The organism is Cyanobium sp. Cruz-8D1 (genome assembly GCF_024345975.1).
Taxonomy (GTDB): Bacteria; Cyanobacteriota; Cyanobacteriia; order PCC-6307; family Cyanobiaceae; genus Cyanobium.
Genome location: NZ_JAGQCD010000010.1, coordinates 1 through 14,556, shown reverse-complemented (window position 1 = coordinate 14,556; position 14,556 = coordinate 1). Strand labels below are relative to the sequence as shown.

The following is a 14,556-nucleotide window of genomic DNA, read 5'->3' as shown; positions in this document are numbered from 1 at the left end:
GATCGTATCGAGCCAGGACTAAAAAAGCGGTTCACTGCGGTGATATCCCGCTTCCTGTTGCAGTCGGCGGGTGCAGGCCTCGGCTTCCTCGATGGCCAGCGAACGGCGCCGTTTGAGCAGAGGCATCTGGGGCGGCAGGTGGCTGCCCTCACGCATCTCCACGGCCCCTTGCGAGGGCTGGAAACTGACGTAATCACTGCCCCCGTCGCTGCGGGGACGCACCAGCCAGAGCTGGGATGGCGTCACGGATCGAGGCATCGCTGTGACCGTCCGCTGCGGCGTGACAAATTGTTGCTTCATTCTGCCCTCTCCGATCGCCTGGCGCGAGGGAGGGTCTCCTCCCGTGGCGCCGTCGGGACCCTGGCTCAGAGGGCGATGGGTTCCACGCCACTCACCACAGGCGCCACCCCGTGCAGCTCCAGCTGCGGATGGTCCTCCTGCAGTTGGTGCAGATTCCAGTCGTTGCGGAACAGCAGCACCGGCCGGTCCCAGGCATCGCGAACCGTCTTGCAGTTGAACAGACGGCCGACGCTCTCGAGGGCCGGCCAACCGCCGCTCACCCAGCGGGCAACGCTGAATTCCAGCGGTTCCAGCCGGCTGGTGACGCCATATTCGTTCTCGAGACGATACTGGACCACTTCAAGCTGCAGCTGGCCCACCGCCGCCAGGATCGGATCCCGCTTGCTGGGGTCGATGTCGTAGAGCACCTGAACGGCCCCCTCCTCGCGCAGCTCGTTCACCCCCTTGCGGAAGCTCTTGAAGGCCGAGGGATTGGGATTGCGCAGCCAGGCGAAGATCTCGGGCGAGAAGCAGGGAATGCCCTCGTATTCCACCCGGGAACCAGTGTAGAGGGTGTCGCCGATGGCGAACATGCCGGGGTTGTTGAGGCCGATCACATCGCCGGGGTAGGCGTCGTCCACCACCTCGCGGTCCTGGCCAAACAGCTTCTGGGGCCGCGACAGGCGGATGGTGCGCCCACTGCGGGCGTGGCGCACGTTCATGTCCTTTTCGAAGCGGCCACTGCAGACCCGAACGAAGGCCACCCGGTCCCGGTGGCGGGGGTCCATGTTGGCTTGCAGCTTGAAGACGAAGCCGCTGAACTCCGGCCGCAGCGGATCCACCGGCCCCTGGTCGCTCTCGCGGGCCACCGGGGGCTGGGCCAGCCCCAGGAAGGCATCAAGGAAGGGACGCACCCCGAAATTGGTCATCGCCGAACCGAAGAACACCGGACTCAGCTCACCGGCGTGCACCTGCTCCAGATCCAGGGCCGCTCCGGCGCCCTCCACCAGCTCCAGTTCCTCCAGGGCCTGCTCCAGCAACTCCGCTTCCACCCGCTGAGCGCGGTCGGGATCCCCGGGAGCCAGGCGCCGCTCCAGGCTCTGCCGGCCGCGTTCAGCCCGTTCGAACAGCAGCAGATCCTGGGAGCGCCTGTCGATCACGCCCCGGAAACGGTCGCCGCTGCCGATCGGCCAGTTGACCGGCCAGCAGGCCAGGCCCAGCTCCTGCTCGATCTCATCGATCAGCTCTAGGGGGTCACGCCCCGGCCGGTCCATCTTGTTGATGAAGGTAAAGATCGGGATCCGCCGCATTCGGCAGACCTCGAACAGTTTGCGGGTCTGCGGTTCGAGACCCTTGGCCGCATCCACCAGCATCACGGCGTTGTCAGCGGCGGCCAGGGTCCGGTAGGTGTCCTCGGAGAAGTCCTGGTGGCCGGGGGTGTCGAGCAGGTTGATCGTGCTGCCGGCGTAATCAAACTGGAGCACGGTCGAGGTGATCGAGATGCCGCGCTGCTTCTCCAGTTCCATCCAGTCGGAGGTCACCTTGCGCTGTTCCCCCTTGGCTTTCACCGCCCCGGCCTGCTGGATGGCACCGCCGTAGAGGAGCAGCTTCTCGGTGAGGGTGGTCTTGCCCGCATCGGGGTGGGAAATGATCGCGAAATTGCGCCGCCGACTCACCGCCGCCGCCAGGGCCGCGGCGTCGAAATCAGGAACAGGGGCAGACGAGGAGCTGGTGACCATCAAGCCAGCCTGCCAGGCAGGCTGGGGCCCTGGATCTCCAGATAGCGGTCGTCCACCTCCAGCACCTGCAGGCCTTCGAGCCCGGCGGCCTCAAGTTGGCCCACCACCTCGGCGCAGGTGAAGGCGGCCCGCAGGGAATGGGCATAGTCCCGCCGCAAGACCTCCGGTGCCGAAGCGGCATGGCGGTGCACCAGGGCGTCCAGTTCGGTGTCGCTCGCGGGCCGTCGCAAATCCCTCACGTAGAGGCTCGTGCCCGGTGCTGAGAGCTGCCGCACGCTCTGCCAGAACACGCCGGGGTCATGGAGATGGTGCAGCAGGCTGTTGCTGACAACGGCACTGACGGGTCCCTCCAGCTGTGGGCTGGGCAGGACCAGTTGGCGGAACTGCAGGCGGCCCGTGCCGGCGGGATCGGCGCGTCGCCGCCGCTCGGCGATGGCCAGCATCGCGGCGGAGCCATCGATCCCCATCACGTTGGCCTCGGGCCAGCGTCGGGCCAGAAGCAAGGCGATGTTGCCGGGCCCGCAGCCCAGATCCACCACATGCAGACCTTCCCCGTCCCCTTCCCCCCGAGATCCCAGCAGGGTTTCGATCCTGCCTAGGACCGCCTGGTCGCTACGGGAGAAATCCGCCGCTGCATAGGCCTCGGCCTGCAGCGCGTCCTCCATCAGCTCCGGTTCGCAGCGTCGCTCCATCTGGCCACCCTCCCAGTTCGCCTCTGTAGGCACCGTGGCTGGTGGGAGGGTGCCGTTGCAGACCCTACAGGTGGCGTTATGGTTTCCAGCACGCCTCGGCCGTACCCACCGTGACCCTGTCCGCCGCCCGTCCAGCCACGCCCGCCACGGCGGCGACATCCTCTGGAAGCGAAGGGATCATCACGCCGTCGGCTGATTTTCCGCTCACCGCCCCGGCGGCCTATCCGGTCTTCTATCGCACTTACAGCCGCAAGACCGCCAGCGGCGGTCGGGAGAGTTGGCATGAGGTGGCCGAGCGCAACCTCGAAGGCCTGCGGGTGCTCGGCTCCCTCGCACCCGACGAGGTGGAACTGATCCGACGCATGCAGCGCCATCAGATGGCGCTGCCGTCCGGCCGCTGGCTGTGGATCGGCGGCACCGAGTGGATCGAGCAACCCGAAAACTTCTCCGGTGCCTACAACTGCACGTCCACCAATCTGGTGGACTGGGAAGCCTTCGCCCTGATGATGGATCTGGCGATGATGGGCTGTGGCACCGGGGCCATCATCGAGCCCCACCTGATCGCCCGTCTGCCGAAGGTGCGCAACACCCTCGTCATCGATGGGGTCACCGACATCGGCGTGACGCCGATCGGTTCTCGTCAGCAGCAGACCAGCCACCGGATTGAGGGCCAGCAGGTCAGCGTGCGGGTGGGCGACACCCGAGCCGGCTGGGTGGAAAGCTACCGGCTGCTGCTCAAACTCTGCAGCGATGAGCGCTTTGACGGCCCCGTCCATGTGTCGGTGGATCTCTCCGATGTGCGTCCCGTGGGTGAAACCCTCAAGGGCTTTGGCGGCATGGCCAACCCCGTCAAGTTGAGGGATCTCTACGGCCGTGTCGCCCAGATCCTCAACAAGGCCAGGGGCCGCCAGCTCACCTCGGTGGAGTGCTGTCTGCTGATCGATGAAGCGGCAGTGACCATCGTGGCCGGCAACATCCGCCGCAGCGCCGGCATGCGCCAGTTCTGCGCCGACGATGATTCCGCCCTCGGTGCCAAGGAGAACCTCTGGCAACAGGATGCCCAGGGCAATTGGCGCATCGACCCTGAGCGCGATGCCCTGCGCATGGCCAACCACACCCGGGTGTTCCATGTCCGGCCCAGCCGCGAGGTGGTGTTAGAGGCGGTCAACAAGCAGTTCCAGTCGGGGGAGGGAGCCATCCAGTTCGCCCCCGAGGCGATTGCCCGCTCCAATGCCGACCTGCTCACCACCCCCGAGTTGCGCACCGAGTTCATCGGCCTCTACTGCGACCAGGGCAAGCAGGAGGCCGGCCGCTGGCTGCAGCTGCACCATCCCCAGATCAGCGACGCCGAGCTCGAACATCGGCTTGGCCGCTACGGGCTCAACCCTTGCGGTGAGATTCTCGGGGCCGACTTCCACTGCAACCTGGCCGAGATCCACCTCAATCGGATCGATCCGCACGACCACCAGGCCCAGGCGGATGCCTTCAAGGCCGGAGGCCTGGCCGTGGCCTGCTTGCTGAATCACCGCTTCGAGGTCGAGCGTTACCGCCAGAGCCGGGCCTGGGATCCGATCGTGGGTGTCAGCTTCACCGGTCTGTTCGATTTCTTTGTGCATGCCTTCGGCACCCCTTGGCTGCAGTGGTGGGAAGCCGGCCGTCCTGACTCTGAAGAGGGGCGTGCCTTCCGGGCCGAGGAAGCGGCCTATCTGTCGCGCTGGAAGCAGTGCGTTCACGACGCGGTGTGGGACTACTGCGATCGCCACGACATGCGTCGCCCCAACCGCTGCACCACCGTCCAACCGGCTGGCACCAAGAGCTTGCTCACCGGCGCCAGCCCTGGCTGGCATCCTCCCAAGGCCCAGCGATTCATCCGGCGCATCACTTTCCGCAAGAACGATCCGGTGGCCCTCGCCTGCATGGACTATGGCTACGCGATCGTTCCGTCCCAGTCGGATAAGGACGAGCAGGGATGTCTGCTGAACGATCCGTTTGATCCGCGCTGCACCGAGTGGCTGGTGGAGATCCCCACCGAGGTCAGCTGGGCCAACCTGCCTGGTGCCGATCAGGTGGAGATCAACAACTTCTCCGCCCTGGCCCAGTTTGATTTCTACATGCAGGTGCAACGCCACTTCACCACCCACAACACCTCGGCCACTGTTGAGTTTCGTGAGCATGAAATCGAGGCACTGGCCGCCAAGATCCACCAGACCATCGAGAATGGTGAGGGATACATCTCCGCTGCTCTTCTGGCTCGGTTTGATGCCAATGCCACGTTCCCCCGATTGCCCTTTGAGCCGATCGATCAGGCCACCTATCACCAGATGGTCCGTGACGTTGAGCAGCGTCGTAAGTGCGGCGATTTCTTCCTTGCTTTGCAGAAGTATGACGGAGGTGAGCTGGTTGAAGCCGGTCCTGCCGGTTGCGATTCTGATAAGTGCCTCCTACCTCTGGCCAAACCAGAAAGTTGAGCGGCGGTCTTGGCGGCTGCAGCGATCTTGATGCACGGAATCCTTTCCTCAGGCCAGCGGCGCGGTTAGCTCAGGTTTCAGGCGCAGTCCCTGGATGGATCAGCCCAAAAAAGACTCAATCAGTTCCAGCCGCCAAGGCGCTGATTTCCCGATGGCTGAGGGGGTCGGCTGGGTCGATGACCACCAGCCTGTCGCGGCCACCGTTCTTGGCCATGAGCAGGGCTTTGTCAGCTCGACGGAAAGTGGTGTCGTAATTTTCATCGGACTTGTGCTCGGTAAGCCCCAAACTGGCCGTGAGATTCAATTCCATGTCGTCGATAGAAACGCGCATATCACGAATATTGCTCAACATACGCTTGGCCACGATTTCGGCAGTGGAAAGATCGGCATCAATCAGCAAGGCCATGAATTCTTCGCCTCCCCATCGGGCAATGATGTCGTAGTGACGCAAGCTGCTGGAGAGGGCCTTGACGAGGTCCACCAGCATCAGATCTCCGGTGGCATGGCCATACTCGTCGTTGATCAATTTGAAATGATCCACATCCAGAATGATCATCGAGTAGGTGGAGCCATGTCTTGAGGCTCGCTGGTCTTCCTCAAGGCAGCGTTCTGCCATGAAACGTCGGTTGGAAACCCCCGTCAGTGAATCATGGGTAGAGGCCTCAAAGAGCGACAGATTCAGTTCCTTCAGCGAAGACTGATACAGGTCTGAAATTCTAACTACACGTTTGATCTGTCGCAATTGTTTCTCGTAGCGATTCGCTAGACTGCGGTTGTTTTCGAGAACATGCGACTGGTAAAGATCAGAGATGTCAGCCACCCTCTCCAGCCGATCAACCTGTTCTTCGATGCGATGCCACAAGCGAGAAAGTAGATGACGTATGGGATCATTGTCATACCGATGATCGGCTAGAATTGCCATCACCTCCTGTTCCAATTGATCGTCAGGCTTTGGGAGGGAAGGCTCAACCATCTCAGGCGTTGATAGAGAGAATCAAGAATGGAAAGGTATAATCTTCCTTGAACTCAGAGCCCAGTTCGGCGGAGCGTGGGTTTCTGTCGTCAAACATCCACTGAACCAAAACTTCTTTCCCATTTTCAAAGGCTGTTTGCAGCGAGTCAAAAATATCGATCATGAATCGAATGCTGCTGGTATTGAGATAATTCAAATGCAGTTCCAACCTAAGGGAATGTTCGGCACTTGAAAGGTAGGCTTCAATCCATTGAATCAACTGATCGTAAAGCTCAAATGAATTCTCCGGATACGACTCGCCACTCATGACGACGACTCCTGCTTTCCAATCCGCCTGAATCGATGGGCTGGACTGAGAGCCTGGCACAGAGAGATTGAGTTCTTCGCTGCTGCTCATGGGATCAGATGATGGCCCGAAGGCTGAAGAAGGCACGCCCTGGTCCAAGGGGATCAAGGGAGGCCTCCAAGGGTTGGCTCGAGCGCCTGGCGATTTCGATCAGTCCTAGGCCGGCTCCCTGGCCAGGGGTCTGGGTGTGGGGCTGGCGCAACTGCTGTTTGTAGAGCAGCTTCAGCTGGGCCTTGTCGCAGTCTGCGAGTTCGTGGATCCGTTTCAGCAGGGCTTTACCATCTTCCATCTCAACGAGGTTACCTGCACACACGGCGTAATGGCCAGCCTCGACGGCTGCAATGACGACCGTGGCCGAGGACTCGGAATCGCTGAAGCCGTTGCTTGTTGCATAATTCCTGATATTCTGACTCATCTCGATATAGACGCTGAACACATCCATCACCTCCAGTTCAGGAGCATGGTTGGATTCAATGTGTTTCTTAAGAGCGGATCCGATTTCCCCAATCACGTTGGTGGAGATGGGCCCGTTGAAGCAGATGAGGATCTGATGATTGCTGAAAAACTCTCTCAGCGAAATCAGGCTGGTGGTGCTGATGATCATCGCTTCAAGTCCGAGGCGGCCACTTGAGTTGTCATGGTCAAAGCAGCCATGGGGGCGTTGTTGATCAGATGGGACATCTAGGAACCTCCTAGGAGAAGCGGAAGGAAAGGATCGTGATGTCGTCCCGCTGCGGGTGACGTCCACGAAACTCTTCCAGCGCATCGGCCAAGGCTTGACGCTGGTGTTCCAGGGGTTGGCGCGCCAGCTGAATCAGCCACTCCTTGAATTGCTGGGTGCCCAGGGAGAAACCATCTTCGCCTCCTGATTGATCGAGCAGACCATCGGTGGTCAGGTAGTAGGTGAAGTCCGGCAACAACGGTATGTCGTGGTCCGTGTAGGCGCCGACGCGTTGATCACAGATCGCCCGATGGTCTCCCCTGAGCATGTGCATGGTTTGCCCATCAGTCCAATAGAGACTGATTTTTGCGCCAGCAAATCTAAGTGTTCTGGATTCAAGATCAAGGCGCGCGAGTCCAATGTCCATGCTGGTCGCGATGGACTTGCTCGTCTTGGCCCCATGCAGCAGGGTCCGCATGGCCGTATCGGTGCAGCTCAGGATGGCGGCTGGGGAGGTGATCCCCACCTCCATGATCGAACGATCAATTCCCGCCCTGGCGAGCATGGTCATCATGGCCCCTGCCACCCCGTGCCCAGCGCAGTCGGCCACCCCAGCGAGGCAGTGCCCGCCTTCCGAGTGGAAGATGTAGTAGTCACCTCCCACCGTGTCGCGGGGCAGCCAGAGGATGAAGTGATTGCTGCCGAAGGTGTCCTGGAGCTGGCGATCCGGAAGGATCGATTTCTGCAGCAGCCCGGCGTAGTTGATGGAAGCTTCGATCTGTCGATTAGCTTCCAGCAATTGCTGATTGCTGGCTTCTCCATCCATGAGTGCCTGCCGCATCTTGACGAGCACCATGTTGAAGGTCTGGGCAAGCTTCGAGATTTCATCGTTGCTTCTGATCGTCAGCAGGCTGGTCCTGTCACCGCTCTCGATCTCACTGGCTTCGCGGACCAGTCGAGCGATCGGACGGACGATCCTCCTGGTGATGATCTGATAAGAGATGACCGCCAGGATGACCAGTAGCAGGGTGAGAATCAGTGAGACATAGATCTCCGCTGATCGGGCACCAGAAACCATCAGCAGCTGGATAGCCGCAACGACCAAATACAGCAAAACGAGCCCATTGACAATGGCAATGAGAGTGAAGACGCGCTGAATGGAGGCCACCGTTCTTCTCGATGGCGGATGCTGTCTGTGTGGCTTGTTCTCGATGTTGGTGTTGGGTTCGGACTCCCCGGCATCAGGTGGCAGGACTTGGAGCGTCATTGCCTGGGGATTCTTTGGGCCCATGGAGGCCTGCAGGGTGTCGGGCAAACAGAAGAATGCTGCTGCAGACATTCTGGGACGAAAGGTCCTGATGTGCCGTCTACAGCACGACGGTGCAGGGAGTTGGCACCACCCATTTCTGGTGTGTTCACGTTGATGGCGCCCCTGGCCATGGCCCCGCTGGTCAACAGTCGGTCACAATGAGTCACGCTGTTGGCGCTGCTCCATGTCCGCTCGCTTGCGTATCGCCATCGGCCTGCTGGCGATGCTGCCGGTCGCAGCGGCCGCTGACCGGTTTCAGTGGGGCGATGGGATCGTCTTCGTCACCTCGATCCTTTCGATCGTCCCCTTGGCGATCCTGCTGAGCACCGCCACCGAGGAGCTGTCCCTCACCCTCGGTCCCTCGATCGGGGCCCTGCTCAATGCCCTGTTCGGCAACGCCACCGAGCTGATCATTGCCATCGCGGCCCTGCGGGCCGGCCTGGTGGACATCGTCAAGGCCAGCATCACCGGCACGGTCATGGCCAACCTGCTGCTGGCGCTGGGTCTGTCGATGCTGGTGGGGGGCCTCGGGCGCAGTGAGCAACGTTTCCAGCCCGTGGTGGCACGGGTCAACGGCTCGGCCATGACCCTGGCCGTTCTGGCGATTCTGATCCCGAGCCTGCGGGGGATGGTGGGGGGAGAGGCCGGGGGGCTGGACGCGGCCGCCGCCGAGTCCTTTTCGCTGTTTGTGGCCTGGGTGCTGCTAGCTGTCTATGGCCTCACGCTGCTGTTCTCTCTGAAAACCCATCGCACGCTTTACGCGGTGGCTGAAGCGGACCTGACCGTCGATGCTGAGGATCCCGGCCAAGGCGCCGAACGTGCCCACCGGCCGCCCCTGCTTCCCTGGGTCGCCGTGCTGCTGGCGGCCACCGTGGGGCTGGCCTATGCCTCCGAGCTCTTCGTCGGCGTCGTGGAGACCGTCACCGAATCCCTCGGTTTCTCGGCCCTGTTCACTGGCGTGGTGCTGCTGCCCCTGCTGGGCGGTGTCGCCGAGTACCTCACAGCGGTGAGCATGGCGCGAAAGGACAAGATGGACCTGGCCGTGTCGGTGGCCCTCGGCTCCACCCTGCTGGTGGGTCTGCTGGTGGTGCCGGTGCTGCTGCTGGTGGCTCCCCTGCTCGGCCATCCCCTCGATCTCAGCTTCAACGTCTATGAGGTGGTCGCGGTGGCCACGGCCGTTCTGGTGAGCAATCTGGTCAGCCTCGATGGACGCTCCGACTGGCTCGAGGGCGTGCTCCTGCTGGCGGCCTACGCCATCCTCGCGGCTGGCTTTTTCTTCCAGACCAGCCCCCTGCCATGACCACGAAACCGGACGATCGCTCCTTCGCCGCGGCGGCTTCCCCGCCCCTGGCCCTGCGGGCTGGAGGTCCCTGGACGCGTCTGCGCCATGGGGCCGGTCTGCAGCTGCTGCTGACGCTCCTGATCCTGCAGGCGGCCCTGCTGCTGGGACTGGCCTGGCTGGCCCTGCCGGCGGCCCTGCTGACCGTGGCCCTGGCCCTGCGACAGTTGCTCCCACCCCTCTGGCAGGTTCTGGTTCGGCACCTTGAGGACCCCCCCACCGTTCGGCTGGTGGCGGCCCTGTCCCTGGTCCTGGCCCTGCTGTCGATCCCCCTGGCCCTTGGCTGGCTCGACCCGCTGCTGGCGATCTACCGCAATGGGGACTGGGAGGCGATCGGCGCCTTCGGGGAGGGGGTCATCGGTGCCGTCGGCCAGATCCTGGTGGCCCTGGTCGCTCTGATGATCGCCTGGCGCCAGGTGATGGTGGATCAGCGTCTCACCACCCAGCAGAACCGCATCACCCAGGCCCAGACCATCGACAGCTTCATCCATGGCATCTCCGAGCTGATCAGTGACGAGGAGGGCTTGCTGGAGGACTGGCCCCTGGAGCGGATGCTGGCGGAGGGCCGCCTGGCCGCCGTTCTGAGCAGCATCGATGCTGACGGCAAGGCCAGGATCCTGCGCTTTCTTTCCCACGCCAGGTTGCTCACCCCCCTGCGGCGTGACCAGCGCCTGGGGCGCGCCATCCTCGACGGCGAAGGCAGCTACGAGGAGGACCGCTTGCGGGGAGTTCCTGTGATCCGCCTGCAGAGCATGCTGCGGGGCGCCGACCTTGCCGGCACCGACCTGCGCGCCATCGACTTCAACGGCGCTGATCTCTCCGGCGCCGATCTCTCCGGCGCCGACCTGGCCGAGGCCAATCTGGCGGCGGTGAATCTGGCTGGTGCCAATCTCCAGGGCGCCTGTCTGCAGGCCGCTCGGTTCTTCTATGGCGACGCCCTGGAGGCCACCCCGCACCAGGCCCAGATGGAGTCGGACCACGCCGTAGGCGCCGGCACCGGGGCCCAGGTGGAGAACGTCAATCTCAGCGGTGTGCGCCAGCTGGATCCGGACAATCGCGCCTACCTGGCGGCCTGGTCAGGCGCCCGTTCCCGCCAGACCCTGCCTGGAGGTTGCAAGGGGCTGCCCAACCGGCTGTAGGGTCGGGCCGTCCAGCCTGGAGGGGTGGTCGAGTGGTTGATGGCTCCGGTCTTGAAAACCGGCGAATCGAAAGATTCCGCGGGTTCGAATCCCGCCCCCTCCGTTTTCATAGGATCCGAAGGGATCCGCGGAAATCCTTAAACCCTTGCTGTGCAGTCGATCCGCGCTTTTGGGTCGTCCGGGCTGATCCGCTTAGAGCCCGCTACAGCCGCTGCGGATGACGGTATTTTTGACGGTATAGCCAGCCGGGGCCGGGTCTATACCGTCACCTGGCTTGCCCAACCGCCGACATCCCCTCCCGCGCCAGCGTTCCGGCGCTGTCCGCCATGCTCAGTGACAAGTCAATCTAGGCCCTGCGGCCCGACCCGGAACGCCCGGGCACCAAGCACCACGACCGGGACGACCTCTACCTCTGGGTGGCACGCTCCGGCTCCAAGACCTGGCGCAAGAACTACCGCTGGCAGGGAGCACGCCGCACCTTCACCATTGGCGCTTACCCGGCCATGCGGCTCGCCGATGCCCGCAAGCAGGCCCTAGAGCTGAACACCTGGATCAAAGCCGGCGTCGATCCACGCACCCAGGCACCAACTCAGCAGCGCAAGCAGGTCGAAATCAGCAGTCGACCTTTCGTCCAGATCGCCCAGGCCTTGTTTGAGCATCACAGCGCCAGCTGGAGCCCCCGCTATTGCAGGGACATGCGGGAGAAACTTGATCACTTCGTGATCCCGGCACTGGGTCAACTGGAAATCGAGGCGATCACCCGCAGCGACATTGAAACCCGCCTACTTGCACCCATCCTCGCCAGGAGCGCCCATGAACAGGCCCGTCGCTGCAACGACGTCACCCGTTGCGTGATCGAGCACGCCGTCGATCTTGAACTTCGGCAGGACAACCCCGCCGTCAAAGCCCGCAAGGTCATCGCCGCCACCCGCGTCACCCACTACCACCGCATCAGCTGGGTGGAGCTGCCCGAGCTCTTGGAGGTGATCGATCGCTTTGAGCGTCAACGCCTGGCCGAGCGCAGCAGCTTCATCGCCCTGCGCCTGATGATGCTCACCCTGGTGCGGCCCAGTGAACTCCGGGAAGCCCGTTGGAGCGAAGTTGATATCGAAGGTCGTCAGTGGATCATTCCCGCTGAACGCATGAAGACCCGCGTTCGTTACATCGTGCCGCTCTCCTCGCAGGCGCGGTTGTTGTTTGACCTACAGCGGCCGATCAGTGGCCACACCGATCTGGTCTTTCACACCCCCAACCACCGCGGCAATGGAGGACTGCGGGTGATGAGCAATGGCTGCCTCTCGATGCTGCTGCGGCGCATGGGCTTCCAGGGGCGGCAGACACCCCATGGATTCAGGGGCTTCGGGCAGACCAACTGCATCGAGCAGCTCAAGATTCCCAGGGTGGTGACCGAAAAACAGCTGGCCCATGCCGATGACACTCCTATGGACTGTCAAGCCCTGGGTGCCCTTCGTCTGATGGGTCAGGAGAAGCCGGATCTGACCAGCTCGGGCACGATGGCCGTGAACCAGCGCTGGCCACGCCGTGGAACACGTCACCACCTCCACTGAGCTGCCGCTCTGGGAGGCCATCGACCAAGTCCGTGGGGCAGAAGACGGTGCTGATCTCTCTCTGGATGAGCTGGCTGAGTGTGTGATGGCCGCTCTCGGTTCATCGCTGTCGCTGCAGCAGATCTGCAGAGCGGCTGATGGCTTGCTGCACCTGGCCGACGATCCCAGCCAAGGGAGCGCCGCTCGGCAGATTCCTGTGGTCGATGTGCAGGCCGTTCAGGAGAGGGCGCTGAATCTCCTGGACTGGCAGGAGCTGGAAGATGACGACGATCGCAGCGACATCCAGAAGCTGATCGACAACGCCACCGATGCCGACACCGTTCTGGTGCGCGATCCCACCGGCACCCCTGAGCTGCAGGAGATCGGGATCCTGGAGCTTCTGCAGCGCTATCCCTGTCGCGGCAGCGAGGCCCGCTGGAGCCCCGACGAGGCAATCGCCTTCCTGGAAACAAAGACCCGCTGGCTGGATGCGGCGCTGGAGAGCTGGGAGGCCGATGGCGAGGCCACGGCTGACGACAGCGATCTGATCGAGGCCAAGGCCGTCGTTCTGGTCGTGCCAGAGCAGCCAGGCCAGTCGCGGCGGACCGAGCTACTCGACGTGCTGATCCCCGTTGACAGCTGAACCGCCGACCGGCTCTCGTTCCGCCAGATCCGTTGCCCGCCGTGGAGCGGCAGGCAACGGATCTGGCGGGAGCCTGGGCTGCTGCAGCCTCTACGCATCAGGCCGCTGCTGTACGCACTGCGGGCCCCCCACGCAGGATGCCGAACACCTCGCGGGCGACAAACCGCTTGAGGCAGCGAATGATCTCCTTCATTGAGCGGCCCTCTGCCGTCCGTCGCTCCACGTATTCCTTGGTCTGCTGGTGCCGCTGCAACCGGCAGACGACGATGCGGTGCAGAGCGCAGTTGGCCTGGCGGTTACCGCTGCGGTTCAGCCGGTGCCTCACCACCTTGCCGGAGCTGGCCGGCAGGGGATTGACGCCACAGAGAGCAGCGAATGAGGCCTCGGATTTCATCCGTTCCTGGTTGTCGCCGACGGCCACGACCAGGGTGGCGCTGATGTCCACACCGATGCCGTAGGTGTTGCGCAGCTCGGGGCACAGCTGCATCGTCAGCTGATCCAGCTGCGCGATGGTTTCCTTGAGCTCCTGATCCAGCTGCTGGATGCGACGGGCGAGGGTGCGCAGGGTCATTTTGGCGGCCGCCAGAGGGGTGGTGATCTCGCCAGAACGCAGGCCTGCGCAGCTTTCGACCAGCTCCTTTTTCTTGAGCCGCTGCAGCCGTTCCCGCAACGCTGCCGGCGCCGTCACCACGATGGCGTGCAGCTGATTGAGAGCCGCGGTGCGGTTCGCGGTGGCCGAATCCTTGGCCACTTTGAACATGCGGATCATCTCCACAAGGTAACCGTTCACGGGGTGTGCCGGCCTGAGCTTGACATGACGTAGGCAGTCACCACTTCATGATTGATGCACAGCTCATTTGCTCAGCCTCTCAGCGCGCACCTTTCACTGCTCTGGTCGCTCTGCCTGTGCCCTATTTTGCTGGAGGCAGCAGGCTTGGCGCCGGCAGTCCGTGGTAATGGGCATTCCATGCCTCAACCAGAAATTCCAACACGTCACGGCCCTGCTGTTTCAGGCTTGTGGTCACTGTCAATAGACGACTTTGGCAAAGGCCACCCCGCCGAGATTGGACGCCGTAACTGAGTTTTCGGTGGATCACTGCCGGTCTGAGCGCCCGTTCCGCAGCGTTGTTCGTCGGCTCCACATCGGGATGCTCCAGGAAGGTCCATAGGGCTGGCGCCAGGTTGAGGATCTGCCGGCAGGTGCGCACCGTGGTGGCCCAGGGAGTCTTCTCCCCTTTGTGAAAGCCCAGATCGCTCGCTTCCTGCAGCTTGCTCTCAAAGGCCTGGCGGATCGGCGCCGTGAGGGATTGCAGTTCTTGCCTGTCGATCTCGCCGTCTCGCCAGCGATGCCACTGATGGAACAACTGGTTCTCCAGCTCCAGCAGATCCCGCCCCACCGGGGCGCTGACGCCGGAGCGTTC

The 14,556-nt window shown here is 62.9% G+C and carries 14 protein-coding genes and 1 tRNA gene; 6 read left to right on the top strand and 9 right to left on the bottom strand.

The window, feature by feature from the left end:
- Positions 1–18: 18 nt before the first annotated feature.
- The 3 genes from KBZ33_RS08180 to KBZ33_RS08170 form a co-directional block, all read right to left on the bottom strand.
- Positions 19–258: a hypothetical protein gene (locus tag KBZ33_RS08180; protein WP_254952252.1), complete on the bottom strand. Its 240-nt coding sequence runs from the start codon at positions 256–258 to the stop codon at positions 19–21.
- Positions 259–365: 107 nt separating this feature from the next.
- On the bottom strand, positions 366–2,018 hold the full coding sequence (locus tag KBZ33_RS08175) for a peptide chain release factor 3 (protein ID WP_254952253.1): 1,653 nt from the start codon (positions 2,016–2,018) through the stop codon (positions 366–368).
- On the bottom strand, positions 2,018–2,743 hold the full coding sequence (locus tag KBZ33_RS08170) for a class I SAM-dependent methyltransferase (RefSeq protein ID WP_315859170.1): 726 nt from the start codon (positions 2,741–2,743) through the stop codon (positions 2,018–2,020). Before KBZ33_RS08170 ends, KBZ33_RS08175 begins: the two co-directional genes overlap by 1 nt.
- A gap of 77 nt (positions 2,744–2,820) precedes the next feature.
- On the opposite strand from KBZ33_RS08170, the gene nrdJ reads away from it, so the two are divergent.
- Positions 2,821–5,178, top strand: coding sequence for a ribonucleoside-triphosphate reductase, adenosylcobalamin-dependent (gene nrdJ / locus KBZ33_RS08165; RefSeq protein ID WP_396108191.1), 2,358 nt, complete (start codon positions 2,821–2,823; stop codon positions 5,176–5,178).
- A 115-nt stretch (positions 5,179–5,293) separates the two neighbouring features.
- Here the strand turns inward: nrdJ and siaD are convergent, their stop codons facing one another.
- The 4 genes from siaD to KBZ33_RS08145 all read right to left on the bottom strand — a co-directional run bounded on the left by siaD (position 5,294) and on the right by KBZ33_RS08145 (position 8,473).
- Positions 5,294–6,151, bottom strand: a complete 858-nt coding sequence (gene siaD / locus KBZ33_RS08160) for a biofilm regulation diguanylate cyclase SiaD (RefSeq protein ID WP_254952255.1) — start codon at positions 6,149–6,151, stop codon at positions 5,294–5,296.
- Between the two features lies 1 nt (position 6,152).
- Complete coding sequence (gene siaC, locus KBZ33_RS08155; RefSeq protein WP_254952257.1) at positions 6,153–6,548, bottom strand: biofilm regulation phosphoprotein SiaC; 396 nt, start codon at positions 6,546–6,548, stop codon at positions 6,153–6,155.
- 4 nt (positions 6,549–6,552) lie between these two features.
- Positions 6,553–7,101 (bottom strand): biofilm regulation protein kinase SiaB, encoded by a 549-nt coding sequence (gene siaB / locus KBZ33_RS08150; RefSeq protein WP_254952259.1) that lies wholly within the window; start codon positions 7,099–7,101, stop codon positions 6,553–6,555.
- An 88-nt stretch (positions 7,102–7,189) separates the two neighbouring features.
- Positions 7,190–8,473: a SpoIIE family protein phosphatase gene (locus tag KBZ33_RS08145; RefSeq protein WP_254952261.1), complete on the bottom strand. Its 1,284-nt coding sequence runs from the start codon at positions 8,471–8,473 to the stop codon at positions 7,190–7,192.
- A 178-nt stretch (positions 8,474–8,651) separates the two neighbouring features.
- Between KBZ33_RS08145 and cax the strand changes: the two genes are divergently transcribed.
- From cax to KBZ33_RS08120, 5 genes are all read left to right on the top strand, one after another.
- Positions 8,652–9,767: a calcium/proton exchanger gene (gene cax / locus KBZ33_RS08140; protein ID WP_254952263.1), complete on the top strand. Its 1,116-nt coding sequence runs from the start codon at positions 8,652–8,654 to the stop codon at positions 9,765–9,767.
- Complete coding sequence (locus KBZ33_RS08135; RefSeq protein WP_254952265.1) at positions 9,764–10,945, top strand: pentapeptide repeat-containing protein; 1,182 nt, start codon at positions 9,764–9,766, stop codon at positions 10,943–10,945. Before cax ends, KBZ33_RS08135 begins: the two co-directional genes overlap by 4 nt.
- 18 nt (positions 10,946–10,963) lie before the next feature.
- Positions 10,964–11,048 (top strand) — tRNA-Ser (locus KBZ33_RS08130).
- 250 nt (positions 11,049–11,298) lie between these two features.
- On the top strand, positions 11,299–12,513 hold the full coding sequence (locus KBZ33_RS08125) for an integrase arm-type DNA-binding domain-containing protein (RefSeq protein WP_254952282.1): 1,215 nt from the start codon (positions 11,299–11,301) through the stop codon (positions 12,511–12,513).
- Positions 12,488–13,135, top strand: coding sequence for a hypothetical protein (locus KBZ33_RS08120; RefSeq protein ID WP_254952267.1), 648 nt, complete (start codon positions 12,488–12,490; stop codon positions 13,133–13,135). The genes KBZ33_RS08125 and KBZ33_RS08120 overlap by 26 nt, the downstream gene beginning before the upstream one ends.
- Positions 13,136–13,232: 97 nt before the next feature.
- Here the strand turns inward: KBZ33_RS08120 and KBZ33_RS21595 are convergent, their stop codons facing one another.
- Both KBZ33_RS21595 and KBZ33_RS08110 read right to left on the bottom strand, forming a co-directional pair.
- Complete coding sequence (locus tag KBZ33_RS21595; RefSeq protein WP_254952268.1) at positions 13,233–13,925, bottom strand: transposase; 693 nt, start codon at positions 13,923–13,925, stop codon at positions 13,233–13,235.
- A 121-nt stretch (positions 13,926–14,046) separates the two neighbouring features.
- Positions 14,047–14,556 (bottom strand): transposase (locus KBZ33_RS08110; protein ID WP_254952270.1); only part of this gene is annotated, 510 nt, incomplete at its 5' end.